The organism is Acidobacteriota bacterium (genome assembly GCA_028875725.1).
GTDB lineage: Bacteria > Acidobacteriota > Thermoanaerobaculia > Multivoradales > Multivoraceae > Multivorans.
The window spans coordinates 16,727-29,823 of sequence record JAPPCR010000006.1 but is presented as its reverse complement, the minus strand read 5'-3'; the positions used below and the strand labels follow the sequence as shown (position 1 = coordinate 29,823).

General features: G+C 68.4%; 11 protein-coding genes and 1 tRNA gene. 6 read left to right on the top strand and 6 right to left on the bottom strand.

Translation table 11 applies throughout. The annotated features are described in order from the left end of the window. Window positions 1–3: 3 nt before the first annotated feature. The 5 genes from OXI49_02195 to OXI49_02175 form a co-directional block, all read right to left on the bottom strand. Complete coding sequence (locus OXI49_02195) at window positions 4–561, bottom strand: SPOR domain-containing protein (GenBank protein MDE2689291.1); 558 nt, start codon at window positions 559–561, stop codon at window positions 4–6. Then, window positions 558–1,337, bottom strand: a complete 780-nt coding sequence (locus OXI49_02190; GenBank protein MDE2689290.1) for a slipin family protein — start codon at window positions 1,335–1,337, stop codon at window positions 558–560. The genes OXI49_02195 and OXI49_02190 overlap by 4 nt, the downstream gene beginning before the upstream one ends. A 29-nt stretch (window positions 1,338–1,366) precedes the next feature. Further along, window positions 1,367–2,800: a nodulation protein NfeD gene (locus tag OXI49_02185; GenBank protein ID MDE2689289.1), complete on the bottom strand. Its 1,434-nt coding sequence runs from the start codon at window positions 2,798–2,800 to the stop codon at window positions 1,367–1,369. Window positions 2,801–2,833: 33 nt separating this feature from the next. Further along, window positions 2,834–2,910, bottom strand: a tRNA-Pro gene (locus OXI49_02180). Window positions 2,911–3,048: 138 nt separating this feature from the next. Continuing rightward, window positions 3,049–3,825 (bottom strand): DUF4115 domain-containing protein, encoded by a 777-nt coding sequence (locus OXI49_02175; GenBank protein MDE2689288.1) that lies wholly within the window; start codon window positions 3,823–3,825, stop codon window positions 3,049–3,051. A gap of 170 nt (window positions 3,826–3,995) precedes the next feature. On the opposite strand from OXI49_02175, the gene OXI49_02170 reads away from it, so the two are divergent. From OXI49_02170 to OXI49_02155, 4 genes are read left to right on the top strand one after another with little or no spacing between them, the layout of a single operon-like run. Beyond that, window positions 3,996–6,071 (top strand): GreA/GreB family elongation factor, encoded by a 2,076-nt coding sequence (locus OXI49_02170; protein ID MDE2689287.1) that lies wholly within the window; start codon window positions 3,996–3,998, stop codon window positions 6,069–6,071. Window positions 6,072–6,124: 53 nt separating this feature from the next. After that, window positions 6,125–6,442 carry an Asp-tRNA(Asn)/Glu-tRNA(Gln) amidotransferase subunit GatC gene (gatC, locus tag OXI49_02165; protein ID MDE2689286.1) on the top strand — a complete coding sequence of 106 codons (318 nt, stop codon included), beginning with the start codon at window positions 6,125–6,127 and terminating at the stop codon, window positions 6,440–6,442. Continuing rightward, window positions 6,442–7,899, top strand: a complete 1,458-nt coding sequence (gene gatA / locus OXI49_02160) for an Asp-tRNA(Asn)/Glu-tRNA(Gln) amidotransferase subunit GatA (protein ID MDE2689285.1) — start codon at window positions 6,442–6,444, stop codon at window positions 7,897–7,899. The genes gatC and gatA overlap by 1 nt, the downstream gene beginning before the upstream one ends. Continuing rightward, entirely contained in the window at window positions 7,896–9,686 is a 1,791-nt protein-coding gene (locus OXI49_02155; protein ID MDE2689284.1) for an N-acetylmuramoyl-L-alanine amidase, read from the top strand. The genes gatA and OXI49_02155 overlap by 4 nt, the downstream gene beginning before the upstream one ends. Before the next feature lie 12 nt (window positions 9,687–9,698). Here the strand turns inward: OXI49_02155 and lexA are convergent, their stop codons facing one another. Further along, on the bottom strand, window positions 9,699–10,322 hold the full coding sequence (gene lexA / locus OXI49_02150; GenBank protein ID MDE2689283.1) for a transcriptional repressor LexA: 624 nt from the start codon (window positions 10,320–10,322) through the stop codon (window positions 9,699–9,701). Between the two features lie 91 nt (window positions 10,323–10,413). Between lexA and OXI49_02145 the strand changes: the two genes are divergently transcribed. Both OXI49_02145 and OXI49_02140 read left to right on the top strand, forming a co-directional pair. Next, window positions 10,414–11,706, top strand: coding sequence for a pitrilysin family protein (locus OXI49_02145; GenBank protein ID MDE2689282.1), 1,293 nt, complete (start codon window positions 10,414–10,416; stop codon window positions 11,704–11,706). Further along, a complete protein-coding gene (locus tag OXI49_02140; GenBank protein MDE2689281.1) occupies window positions 11,703–13,088 on the top strand; it encodes a pitrilysin family protein in 1,386 nt (461 codons plus the stop codon). The genes OXI49_02145 and OXI49_02140 overlap by 4 nt, the downstream gene beginning before the upstream one ends. Window positions 13,089–13,097 lie beyond the last annotated feature (9 nt).

Genomic DNA, 13,097 nt, shown 5'->3' with positions numbered 1-13,097 from the left:
CGTTCAGTTGTTCGGCGTGATCCAGGTCTCGAGTCCGTACTGTTTCGCGAGCTGCTCCGCGGCGGCCCCGGCGGCGGCCTGGTCCTCGAACGGCCCGACCCGTACACGCTGCATCACCTGACCGTCCAGCGTCTGCGGCGACAGGAAGGCGCGGTGGCCGTCGGCCCGCAGCTTCTGCTCGACCGAAGCCGCCTGCTGGGCATCGGCACTCGAGAACACCTGGACCACCAGGGCGGCACCCACGGCCTGGCTCGGCGCGTCGGCCGCGGCAGCGGCACCGCCGGCGCCGGCTTCTTCATCGCCGGCCACGCCGAAGAAACGGACGACCTCGGCGGGCTCCGGTTCCGTCGCGGCGGCAGGCGGTTCAACCACGGACAGGGCCGGTTCGGAGGCGGGCGCCTCCTCCTCCTGAACTCCGGCGAGGTCTGTGGCTTTCGACTGACCCCACCAGACTCCCGCCGCGAAGGCGCCCACTACCGCCAGAACCAGAAGTGCTACGAACGCGGCAATCTGGGTGTTGCTGAGGGTGACCTCATACGCTTCGTAGGCTTCGCGGCTCACTCTTCGGGTTCTTGCCGCGATGGGCCCAGGAAGCTCCCGAAGGCCCTCAACAGCTCAAGCGGCAACGGGAAGAGAATGGTCGAGTTCCGTTCCGTGGCGATGTCCGAGAGCGTCTGCAGGTAACGCAACTGGAGCGTGACCGGATTCGCGCTGATCGCGTTGGCCGCCTGGGCGAGGGACTCGGAGGCCTGGAGCTCGCCGCTGGCGTGAATCACCTTGGCGCGCTTTTCGCGCTCCGCCTCGGCCTGCTTGGCCATCGCGCGCTGCATCTCCTGCGGCAGGTCGACGTGCTTGACCTCGACCATGGAGACCTTGATGCCCCAGGGGTCGGTCTGCTGGTCGATCACCGTCTGGAGCTGGTCGTTCAGTGTCTCCCGCTCGCTAAGCAACTGGTCCAGTTCCGTCTGGCCGAGGATCGACCGCAGCGTGGTCTGCGCCAACTGACTGGTCGCGAACAGGAAGTTCTCGACTTCCACGATCGCCTTGGTCGGTTCCAGCACGCGGAAGTAGACGACCGCGTTCACCTTCACGGAGACGTTGTCCTTGGTGATGATGTCCTGAGGCGGCACGTCCAGCACCACGGTGCGCAGCGAGACCTTGACCATGCGGTCGATCGGCCACAGCACCAGCACCAGGCCGGGTCCCTTCGGCTTTTCCAGAATCCGGCCCAGCCGGAACACGACGGCACGCTCGTATTCGGCCAGGACGTTGATCCACCTGGTGAGCAGGAAGAGGCCCGCAACGACGAGGAAGCCAATGAACGGAAGGGTGGTCATACGGATTCAGGTCCTTTCTGGAGAGTGATTCACGAGTCCCGAACCGGTTCCACGTGCAGGGTCATCCCATCCACCTGGACGACCCGGACGCGGTCGCCCTCGGCCACGGCGACATCCGCTTCCGCGTTCCAGATCTCACCGTGCAACCGGACCTTGCCGGGCTCGCCGACGGCGATGCCGCTGCTGACCAGCCCGAGTTCGTCGAGCAGTCCCTCGCTGCCGGTCGCCACCCGCCTGAACTGAGCCTTGAGCGCCAGGCGTCCCAGAGCCAGCGCCAGGAGGCCGATCGTGATGCCGATCGCCACGACCAGCCGGAGACTCGCCTGCAACGCGGGATCGGCGTCCCGGAACAGCATCATGGCCCCGAGACAGAACGAGATCGCGCCGGCAAGCGTCAGCATGCCGAAGCTCGGAATCTTGATCTCCAGCACCCAGAGCACGCCGGCCAGCAGGAGCAGCGCCAGTCCGGCGTAGTTGATCGGCAGCACGGACATCGCCCAGAGTCCCAGGATCAGGCAGATGGCGCCGACGACACCGGGGAAGATCGCACCCGGGTGGGTGATTTCGAAGATCAGACCGATCGAGCCCAGGGACATGAGAAGGATCGCGATGTTCGGGTGCGCGATCGTCGAACGGATCCGCTGGAAGGCGGACATCTCGACGCGGCGGACCGAGGCGTCGCGGGTCCTGAGCGTCCTCTCCTGGCCGCGCTTCTCGACCACGCGACCGTCGAGTTCGACCAGCAGCGACTGCAGGCTGGGGGCGACCAGATCGACGAGGCCCGCTTCGAGCGCCTCCTCGGCCGAGAACGACCTACTCTCGGTCACCGCCTCCTCGGCGAGCTCCTGGTCGCGGCCGCGACGCGCCGCGAGCGATCGGGCGGTCGCCGCCGCGTCCTGGGTGACCTTGTCGCCCATCGCGCCCGGGATGTCTCCACCTCCGCCCGCCACGGGGTGGGCGGCGCCCGTGTTCGTGCCGGGCGCCATCGCCGCAACGTCCGCGCCGAGCAGGATGAAAAAGCCGGCCGATGCCGCCTGGGAGCCGCTCGGGGAGACGTACACGACGACCGGCGTGTCGGCTTCCAGAAACGCGGTGAAGACGGCGCGCATGGCCTGCATCTCGCCGCCCGGGGTCGACAACTCCACGATGAGCGCCTCGGCTCGGGCCAGATCCGCCTCGGTCGTCACCTGCTCCATGAATTCAGCCACGACGACCTGGATCGCCGAGTCGATCCTCGCGACGATGACCTCCGGCCCGGCCTCCGCGTCGAGGTCGGACGCGCTGGCCGCATCCCCGTCGGCCGGCGGAGCCACATCGGATTCCGACCCGACTTCCGGTTCCGCGGCAACGCCATCGCCCTCTGCTTCCAGCGCCGGTCCGGCGGCGAGCAGCGCCAGCGGGAGGAGGATCAGGATGAAGGCAAGGATCAGCCGCGCCGAACCTGCCAGCTTCGGAGCGTTCATCGCCAACAGTCTACTTGACGGCAAGCGGCAAGATGGTCGGGGCGAGAGGATTTGAACCTCCGGCCTCACGGTCCCGAACCGTGCGCTCTACCAGGCTGAGCTACGCCCCGCCGCACCGAACGCGAATGGCGCGGCCGCGCCATTCGCGCCCCAGTCCGTGCGTCCGTCATCGAGCGCACGGATGGAACGCCGCAGAATACGGTTACCCAGCCCGGAAGTCCAGCGGCCGCGACCCAACAGGGAAGGCGCTAGGGGGTGACGTCCCGCTGTGGGACGGAGATCACGATCTCCTCGTCGTCGACCGCTCCGTGCTCGAAGGGCTCGTCGTTCACTTCGATCGTCGTCACAGCCACGCTGCTCAGCGTGAGCCGCACCTCTTCGTCGGCCGCAACGGTCAGGGACTCCCCCTGCACCCGCAGCTCGCTAACCGTTCGATCGCCGTCCACATAGACGTCGACCCAACTCGTCCCCTGGAACTCCATCGTGACCCGCAAGGCACGCTCCTGCAGCGGCTCGGCTGGCGGCGGTTCCGGCGCCGTCTCGGTCAGCGGGGGCGCCATCGTCTCCACGTCCTCGCCGGGATCCCGGTCCAGGGCGGTAAGCCAGACGATGGCGGCCGCGACCACCGCAAGACCGACGAGGATCGCCACCGTTCGTCCGACCAGCCAGGTCGACGCAGGGCTTCCGGCCGTTTCCGTGGACCGCTCATACTCGCCGCCCGCGGAAGCGACAAGATAGAAGTTGAGGACTTCGTCCGCATCGAGGCCGACGATGCGGGCGTACTCGCGCAGGAAACCCCGGACGAAGATGGAGGCGGGAAGGAGGTCGAAACGGTCCTCCTCCAGCAACTCCAGGTAGCGGATGTTGATCTTGCTGGACTGCGCGATCGCCTCCAGATCGACGCGCCGAACCTCGCGCTGGCCGCGGAGCCAGGATCCAAACGACTCCCGTTCGTACCTGGCCTCGGGCGCCTGGTCCTGCGCGGACGCCTGACGTTCCTCAGGCGCCGGCTTCTGCTCGCTCATCTCGCCGCCTCTGCCCAGCGTGGCATACCCTCAACGCGATTGTACTCCGTGAAGAACTCCCTGGTTGCGGACCTCTCCACACCTGCCGCGGCTGATACCATCATCGGCCCTGTTGAAGCACCGTTGCCGCGGGCGCGCTCCACGGACGCCCAGGCCGCGCCGGCTACCGCATGAGGATCCCGCAAAGCACTCAAGACAGCCTGGCGCGCGGTGACATCGACGCAGTAGAAGCGGACTGGCTGGCCGCGATCGAAGGCGATCTCGACGTCGAGCAGTTCCTCGCCATCACCAAGGGCCTCGTCCGGCTGGGTGAAGAGGATCGTGTGGGCACGCTCCTCGAACTCCTCGACGACCAACTGCGGGAACGCGGCATGTGGGCCGCGCGCCTGGATCTCGTCCGCGGCGCCGCGCACTACTTCGTGCGCAGCGGACAGGTCTACGACACCGTTCTCGACACCCTGCACGAGCTCTACCGCGACCGCGAATCCGACCTGACCGACCTGCTCCAGGATCTCCATCTCGATCAGGGACGGCAGCACGCGGACAAGCTCTGGGACAAGGTGGACCGGCTCCGCAACCTGCTGGCGTTTCGGCCTGACGACATCGTGGAGATGGAGGGCCGTGGCGTCGGCCGAATCGCTGACGTCAACATGCCGCTCCACGTCTTCAAGGTGGACCTGGAGAAGGTGAAGGGAGTGTCGGTCGGATTCCGGGCAGCCGGCAAGATGCTCAGACTGCTGCCCGAAGGACACGTGCTCCGCCAAAAGCTCGAAGAACCGGAGCAGCTCGAGGGACTCAAGCCCACCGAGCTGCTCGAACGAACGCTCAAGAGCTACGACCGGCCGCTGACCGGCGCCGAAGTCAAGGTGATCGTCGTCGGCATCATCCCCGAGCGCCGGTGGTCGAGCTGGTGGACCAGCGCACGGAAACAGCCGCAGGTGCTGTCGTCCGGCGGCCCCCGCCAGACCTACCAGTGGCTCGAGGCAACGGACGCGGAGGAGTCGCTGTGGCGCGAGTTCCAGGCCGCGCCAAACCGCCAGAAGGTCGGGCTCCTCCGGCGGGCGGCCAACCAGTCGCAGGAACTCCGCGGGCGGATGGCGGAAGCGCTCGATCGCCTCAGCCGCGCACTCAAGGACGCTCAGCCAGCGCTTGCCTTCGAACTCCGCTACGCCCTGGAACGCTTCGGCGCCGAGCCTTCCTGGCCGGCCGAAGACCTGCTGAGGAACCTGCCGGACCCACTCGAGTTCTTCGCTTCCGTCGAGCAGCGCGCCGCCCGTGAACAGGGCTACGCGTTGCTTCCGGCCTGCAGGGACGACTGGCTCGACGTGCTCGAACGACGCTTCCTGCTGGAATCCGACACGAAGGCAATCGACGCGATTGCCGCGGTGTTGGAGGCGGAGACGCTGAGCCGCTGCGCCGCCCGTGCGCAGGTCCAGCCTCACCGCACCCCCGCGGCCTTTACCTGGCTGGTCGAACGGGCCGCTTCCGAGCCGGCGCTGCGGCAAGGTCGCCAGAGCCGCCTCCTGAACCTGCTGATCCAGGCACTGCGGCACGAGGCCTTCGCACCTTTCCGAGCCCGAATCAAGGCCCTGTTCGACTCCGGCGGCACTGCGCCCAGGCTCCTTCCTGAATTGACCCTTGACGAGGCCCGCCAGGCGGAGGTCGCGATCCGTCACGCAGCGCTCGAGGACTACCGTCGGGAACCGCTGCTGGCATCTCTCCACCTGAAGTTCCCCGACCTTCAGGCCGACCAGGAAACCGAAAGCGACGATCTCTACGCGCTGCCGGCGTCGATCGATGCGCAACGCGAGAAGCTGCGGGAACTGGTCGAGGAGGAGATTCCGGCCAATCGCAAGGCGATCGAGGAGGCGCGCGCCATGGGCGACCTGCGCGAGAACTTCGAGTACAAGTCCGCGCGCCAGCGCCACGAGTACCTCACCGCCCTGGCGACCCAACTGCAGCAGGACCTGCAACGCTCGACGCCGATCGACATCGCGGGCGCGGCCTGTGACCGCCTGCGCATCGGCAACCAGGCAACACTCGAATCGGACAGCGGCGAACGGCGCACCCTGGCCATCCTCGGTCCCTGGGAGAGCGCGCCGGAACGCGGCATCATCTCGTACGAGTCGGACCTCGCCGGTCGCCTGCTCGGATCAGAGCCGGGAGCGAGGGTAGAGCTGGACGGCAAGACCTTCACCCTGCGCACGATCGAAGCGGTTACCGCCACCAGCGTCGAGCCGGCCTAGGGCTGCCGAAGCGGGGCCGGCCAAGTAGCTGTAGCTGCTACACTTATAGCGAAGTGTCTCTAGGCGTCGAAGAGGTTCGGCGGATTGCCGAACTGGCCAGACTGCGGATCTCGGCCCGCGAAGAAACGACGTTCGCCAGTCAGCTCTCCGAGATCGTCGACTACATCGATCAGCTCCGGGAGTTCGATGGCGGCACGGCCTCCCAGGATGACACCCATGCGGCCAGTGAGACGGCGGACAGCGACCTGCCCCGGCCCGCAAGTGCGGCAGGCAGTGCGCTTCTCGACCAGTTCCTGGACAACGCGCCCGCGTCCCTAGACCGCTTTCTGCTCGTACCGCAAGTCAAGGCGACGCCGGGTAGCGAAGGGTGATGCAACCGATGACCGCGGAGGGGCTAGTAGCCGCGATCCGTTCGGGCGAACGGAATGCCGTCGACGCCGTCGAGGCAGCGTTCGCCCGCATCGACGAGGTCGACTCCTCCGTTGGCGCCTTTCTCGAACTCTGGCGGGATGAAGCGGCCGAGCGGGCCGCCGACATCGACCGGCGGCGGGACGAAGGGTTGCCGCTCGGTCCGCTCGCCGGCGTGCCGACGGCACTGAAGGACAACATGTCCCTGGCAGGGCACGAACTGAACTGCGGCTCGCGCATCCTGGCCGGCTACCGCGCGCCCTACACGGCCGGCGCCGTCGAGCGTCTCGTGACAGCCGGCGCCGTGCCGGTCGGCCGCGTGAACATGGACGAGTTCGCCATGGGTTCCTCGTGCGAAAACTCGGCCCTGGCCACGACGCGCAATCCCTGGAACCCGGCCATGGCGCCCGGCGGTTCGAGCGGCGGTTCGGCGGCGGCCGTGGCGGCGGCCGAGGTCCCCCTCGCCCTGGGCTCGGACACCGGCGGCTCGATCCGGCAACCGGCCGCCTTCTGTGGCGTGGTCGGCGTCAAGCCGACCTACGGCCGGGTATCGCGTTACGGTCTCGTCGCCTTCGCCTCCTCGCTCGACCAGATCGGACCGCTCGCCCGGAACGTGCGGGACGCGGCCCTTGCGCTCGGCGCCATCGCCGGCCCCGACCCGCGGGACTCCACCTGCAGTGAAGACCCGGTCGACGACTTCCTGGAACGAATCGAGGACGGCATCGAGGGATTGAAGGTCGGCACCATCCGCGAGGTCGGCACCTCGGCGCTGGAGAGTGACGCGGCACGCGGCTTCGAGCAGGCGCTCGAGACGCTCGCACGCTGCGGCGCCGAGCTGGTCGAGGTCAGCGTCCCACTTGTCGAAGCCGCGGTCGCCACCTACTACGTGCTCGCCAACAGCGAGGCCAGCGCGAATCTCGCCCGGTTCGACGGCAGCCGCTACGGCCACCGCGCCGCCGGCGCCCGGTCGCTCGCCCAGATGTACACCGGCAGTCGAAGCGAGGGTTTCGGCCCCGAGGTCAAGCGCAGGATCATCCTTGGAACCTTCGCCCTGTCCTCCGGCTACTACGACGCGTACTACGGCCGCGCCGCGCGAATCGCCGGGGCCCTGCGGCAGCAGTTCAGCGAGGCTTTCGACAAGGCCGAGCTGCTCGTGACACCGACCAGCCCGAGCGGCGCCTTCAAGCTCGGCGAACGTGTCGACGATCCGCTGGCGATGTACCTCTCGGACGTGTTCACCACGCCGACCAGCCTGGCCGGCATACCGGGAATCTCGGTCCCCTGCGGCCTCGACAGCCGGAGACTCCCCCTCGGGCTCCAGATCCTGGCGCGGCCGTTCGCCGACGGCACCGCCCTGCGGGCAGCCCGGGCGTTCGAACGGGAAACGGGGTTCGAGTGCCGGCCGGAGGCAGTCTCATGAACGTCCGCGCCTCCCTCCTCGCGGCCGCCGCCCTCGCCGTGCTCCTGCCCGCGGCAAGCGACGCGGCCACCCGGCGCATGGCCGTGCCGGAGATCGGATCGCCGAGTCCGGTCGCGGTGCTGGCCTCCTCCGGCAGAATCCACATCGAGGCGAAGCCACGGCGGAACGAAGGCCTGCTGGCATTCGCCGAGCGGCTCTGCGACAGCTCCCGGCACGCCTCCGCCGTGAGCCGGGCCAACGGCGGCGTCCAGCGACTCCGCCGCGGCGTGCGCTACAAGGTGCCCTTCGATCTGCTGCCCGCGCGACACCAGCAAGCCGTCATTCGCGCCCTGCTGCCGAGGGACCAGGCCACCGCCGAGGGCTGGCGGCACCGTGTCGCCTCCTCCTCACGCGGCGCCAGGTCGGAGAGCCTGTGGAGCATCGCGGAGTGGTTCACCGGCTCGGGCGAGAACCACAGGACACTGCGGCGGGCAAACAACCTGACCAGCAGCGTCATCCGACCCGGTCAGGTCATTCTCATCCCGCGCAACATGCTCTCGGAGCCCTATGCCGGCATGCTGCCCGCCGCCGCGACACGCCAGGTGGTCGCGGCGACGGACTCCAGAGCCGGTTCCTCCGTCGGGGATGGGCCCTTCGCCCGCTACGGCTCGGACGGGCAGGGCGACTACGCCAGCTACCGCCTGAAGGCCGGCGAAGCCCTTTACTCCAGCGTCGTCATGCGCTTCACCGGCCGGCTCCTCGCCAACGACGTGAACGAACTTGTGGACCAGATCAGGAAGCGCAACGCGATCCGCGACGTGCGCGACCTGCCGGTCGGCTACGAGGTCAGGATCCCGCTCGACCTGCTCTCGGCCCGCTATCTGCCACCCGATGATCCGCGCCGCCAGGAGTGGGAAGAGCAGCGCTCCGCCTCCCGGCAGATCGAGAACGAGCTGATGGCCCTGGATCTCGACGGGGTCACGGTGGTGCTCGACGCCGGCCACGGTGGCCGCGACACCGGAGCGCCGGTCGGCGGGCTGTGGGAAAGCGTGTACGTCTACGACATCATGCTGCGCACGAAGCGGCTGCTGGAGAGCCGCACGGCCGCCACCGTCGTGCCGACCACGCGGGAAGGCGCAACGTTCCGAATCCAGGATTCCGACGTACTGCCGCGTTCCCGCGGACACGTAGTGCTCACGGACCCCCCCTACCGCATCGACAACGCGGCGGTGGCGACGAACTTCCGGTGGTACCTGTCGAACTCGATCTACCGGCAGCAACGCGGGGCCGGCGCCGAACCGCGTCAGGTCATCTTCATCTCGATTCACGCGGATTCGCTGCACCCGTCGCTGCACGGCGCCATGGTCTACATTCCCGGTCTGGTCGGCATCACGAACAACTACGGCAAGTCGGGCAGCGTGTACAACGCCCGCCGCGAAGTCCGGGCCGAACCCCGCGTTTCCTTCACGCGAACCGAGCGGACGACCAGCAAGGGCCTGTCGCGCGACCTCGCCGAGCACCTGCTCGACAGCTTCCGCCGCGCAGACCTGGGCGTTCATCACAACAACCCGATCCGCGACCGGATCTGGCGCGGACGCCGCGTCTACGTGCCGGCGCAACTACGCTTCAACCGAGTACCGGCCAAGATCCTCCTCGAGGTCGGCAACCTGAGCAACGATCGGGACCGCCGCCTGATGAAGACCCGCGCCTACCGGCAACGGGTCGCCGAGGCGATCGTGAACGGCATCCTGTCCTACTACGGCGTGCCGAGCGCGGGAGTCGAGCGTAGCGTCACCGCCGGTAGCTAGCGGCGGGGACGATCAGTAGCGGCGCATCAGCCCGACCACGATCCCCTGGATGCGGAGTCGATCCGCTGCGACATACAACGGTTCCATCTCCCGGTTCGCCGGCTGCAGCCGGATCGAATCACCCTCAGGGAAGTAGCGTTTGAGCGTCGCCTCGTCGTCAACCAGGGCGACAACCACCTGCCCGGCCCGGGCCCGGGCCCGCTCGGCGATCACCACCAGGTCGCCGTCGCAGATGCCGTCGTCGATCATCGAGTCCCCCTCCACCTCGAGGACGTAGCGCCGTCCGGCCGGGCCGTGCTCGAGCAGGTGCTCGGGAACCGGCAGGTCGTCGACGCCCGGCACTGCCTCGATCGGCCTGCCGGCGGCGATCCGGCCGTGGAAGGGCACGGTGTTCGCGGCCGGAGGCCTGCCGCGCAGCGTCTTCTCCGTCAACTCCAGGCCGCGTTTCTGATTCCAGCCGCCGCGCAGGTACCCCTTCTGCCTCAGGAGCTTCAGGTGCTTGTGGACGGTGCCGTAGGACCGATAGCCGAAGCGGCGGCGGATCTCCAGGTGGGTGGGCGCGATGCCCCGCCTCTGGTGGAACTCGCAAACGAAGTCGAGAACCTGCTTCTGGCGCTCGGTCAGGAAGTCGTCCATGGATTCATGCTAGACGCAAACCCAGCGTAAGCCAAACCGCGCCACCCATCACCGGCCGTCGACCGGCCCGGCCGCATACACTACGCGGCCGATGCCTGAGCACCTCGAGCAACACGAACTCCCGAACGGCATGCGGGTCGTTCTCCACGAAGACCCGCGGCTGCCCCTGGCCGCTGTGAACGTCTGGTACCACGTCGGCTCGAAGAACGAGGAGACGGGCCGTACCGGCCTGGCGCACCTGTTCGAGCACATGCTGTTCCAGGGATCGGCGAACGTGTCGGAGAACGGCCACTTCGAGCACATCCAGAAAGTCGGCGGCGTCGCCAACGGCTCGACCTGGTACGACCGCACGAACTACTACGAGACCCTGCCCGCGAGTCACCTGGAGCTCGGCCTCTGGCTCGAATCCGACCGCATGGGCTTCCTGCTCGAGGCCCTCACCGAGGAGAAGTTCGAGAACCAGCGGTCGGTGGTCATGAACGAGCGCCTGCAGCGCGTCAACAACCAGCCGTACGGCCTGGCCGGGGAACGTCTGAGCGAACTCCTCTACCGGCGTCCGAACGGCGCCAGTCACCCGTACGCCTGGCCGGTGATCGGCTACATGGACGATCTGGAGGCAGCCAACCTCGACAGCGTGGAGGACTTCTTCCGCACCTGGTACCGGCCGAACAACGCGGTCCTCACCCTGGCCGGCGACATCGACTGCGAAGCCGCTCTCGAGCAGGTCCGGCGCTACTTCGGGGAGATACCGCCCGGACCCTTGCCGCCGCCGCCCGCCGTCGAGCCGGCGACCGAGATCGGTCCCCACGGCGCTTCGCGGGAGATCCTGGAAGACTCGATCGAACTGCCGCGCAGCTACTCCGCCTGGTGCCTCGACGGTTACGGGAGCGACGACTGGTACGCCGGCGAGCTGCTGGCGATGATCCTCTCCTCCGGGAGAATGAGCCGGCTCCATCGCGACCTCGTCTACGAACGCCAGATCGCGCAGTCCGTCTCGACGGTCATCCTGCCCACCGAGATCTCCGCGACCTTCGCCATCGTCGCCACCTGCCAGAATCGCGAACCGGACCCTCTGGCGCACGCCGAGACCCTGGAGCAGGCGACGCTCGAGCACGTGGAGGCGATCCGCTCGGCCGGACCGACCGCCGAGGAACTCGAGCGGGCCCGGCGGAGTCTCCTGCTCGCACACCACGACAGCCGGCAGGATCTGGCCCTCTCCGCCGACCGCCTGTCCTGTGCCGCGACCTACTTCGGCGATCCGTCCAGGATCTTCACGGAACCCGAGCGCCTGCTCAAAGTCGACGCCGAACAGGTCCGGGATCTGGCGCGGCGCGCCCTCGGCACGGAACGCCGCGCCGCGATCATCGTGGTGCCGGAAGCGTGACCGCGAACGGGCAACCCGCGCTCGACCGCGGCCGGCCCCCGGTTCCCGGCCCCAGCAGGAGCTGCTCCTTCCCGAACTTCGAGGTCGAGAAGCTCGAATCCGGCACCCGCCTGTGGACCCTCGACGTTTCGGGCTGCGGCCTGGTCACCGTCGTGTTGCTCATGCCCGGCGGCAGCGAACTCGACACTCCCGACCGCGCCGGCCTCGCTTCGTTCACGGCGGGGCTTCGCGGCGCCGGCACGAAGCACCGGGACGCGCTCGAGTTCGCCGCCGCTGCGGAGGACCTCGGCACCACCATCGCGACCTCCTGCGGCTGGGAGAACGCGGCCGTCGGCACCACGATCGGCCTCGAAGATGTCGCGGCCGGCCTGGAACTCGTCGCCGAAGCGACCGCGGAACCTGCCTTCCTGGACCAAGAGGTCGAGCGCCGCCGGCGGCGGCGCCTCGCCGAGATCGAGCGGCGTCGCAGCGATCCCGCCGCGCAGGCCAGGCTCGCCTTTGCCCGCGCCGTCTACGGCGACACGCCCTACGCCCAGCCAACGATCGGCGACCGGAACACGACCGAGGCGATCACCCGCGAGGACATCGCCTCGTTCCACGGGCGGACCCTCGCAGCGGGCTCATGCCACCTGATCGCGGTCGGCGATCTCGGGCGCGGCAGCGTACGCCAGGCGATCGAGAGTACGGTCGAACCGCAGCTCAGGGCCCACGGCCGCCATTTCGACGCCGCCACGGAGAGCCTCGAACCCGAGCCTGCCTCGCCATCCGGGCGCCGCGTCGTGGTCGTCGACCGGCCCGGGGCCGCGCAGACCGAACTGCGGATCGGGCATTCCGGCGTAGGACGACGTCACCCCGACCGGGTCCGGCTCCAGGTGGCGAACTCCATCCTCGGGGGCAAGTTCATGAGCCGCCTGAACCTCACGCTCCGGGAAAAGCACGGCTACACCTACGGCGTCTCGAGCGCGTTCGCCTTCCGGCGCGGCCCCGGTCCCTTCGTCATCTCGACAGCGGTGGCCAACGAAGTCGCGGGTGCCGCCTGCCGGAAGACCGTCGAGGAAGTGGAGCGGATGTGCGCCGAACCGCCAGGTGCAGCAGAACTCGACGACGCCCGGAATTACATGGTCGGCGTCTTCCCCTACACGCTGCAGACGATTCAGGGTCTCTCCTCCCGCCTTCAGACGCTCGCCGTCTTCGACCTCGACCGCGACGAGTACGACCGCTGGCCCGAACGTGTGCGCGCGACCTCGGCGGAAGATGTCCTCCAGGTCTGTCTCCGCCACATGTTCCCTGAAGGCCTGACGATCACCGCCGTAGGTCCCGCCGACAAGCTCCTGCCGCAGCTCGAAGGGCTCGGAACGACCGAGGTGCAAGCGGCCAGCTGAGCGCCGAAG

What these genes read in the sequence shown, in the direction of transcription:
- OXI49_02190 (MDE2689290.1), bottom strand. Translation starts at nt 1,337, where the DNA reads ATGACCACCCTTCCGTTCATTGGCTTCCTCGTCGTTGCGGGCCTCTTC.
- OXI49_02185 (MDE2689289.1), bottom strand. Translation starts at nt 2,800, where the DNA reads ATGAACGCTCCGAAGCTGGCAGGTTCGGCGCGGCTGATCCTTGCCTTC.
- OXI49_02175 (MDE2689288.1), bottom strand. Translation starts at nt 3,825, where the DNA reads ATGAGCGAGCAGAAGCCGGCGCCTGAGGAACGTCAGGCGTCCGCGCAG.
- OXI49_02170 (MDE2689287.1), top strand. Translation starts at nt 3,996, where the DNA reads ATGAGGATCCCGCAAAGCACTCAAGACAGCCTGGCGCGCGGTGACATC.
- gatA (MDE2689285.1), top strand. Translation starts at nt 6,442, where the DNA reads ATGCAACCGATGACCGCGGAGGGGCTAGTAGCCGCGATCCGTTCGGGC.
- OXI49_02155 (MDE2689284.1), top strand. Translation starts at nt 7,896, where the DNA reads ATGAACGTCCGCGCCTCCCTCCTCGCGGCCGCCGCCCTCGCCGTGCTC.
- lexA (MDE2689283.1), bottom strand. Translation starts at nt 10,322, where the DNA reads ATGGACGACTTCCTGACCGAGCGCCAGAAGCAGGTTCTCGACTTCGTT.
- OXI49_02145 (MDE2689282.1), top strand. Translation starts at nt 10,414, where the DNA reads ATGCCTGAGCACCTCGAGCAACACGAACTCCCGAACGGCATGCGGGTC.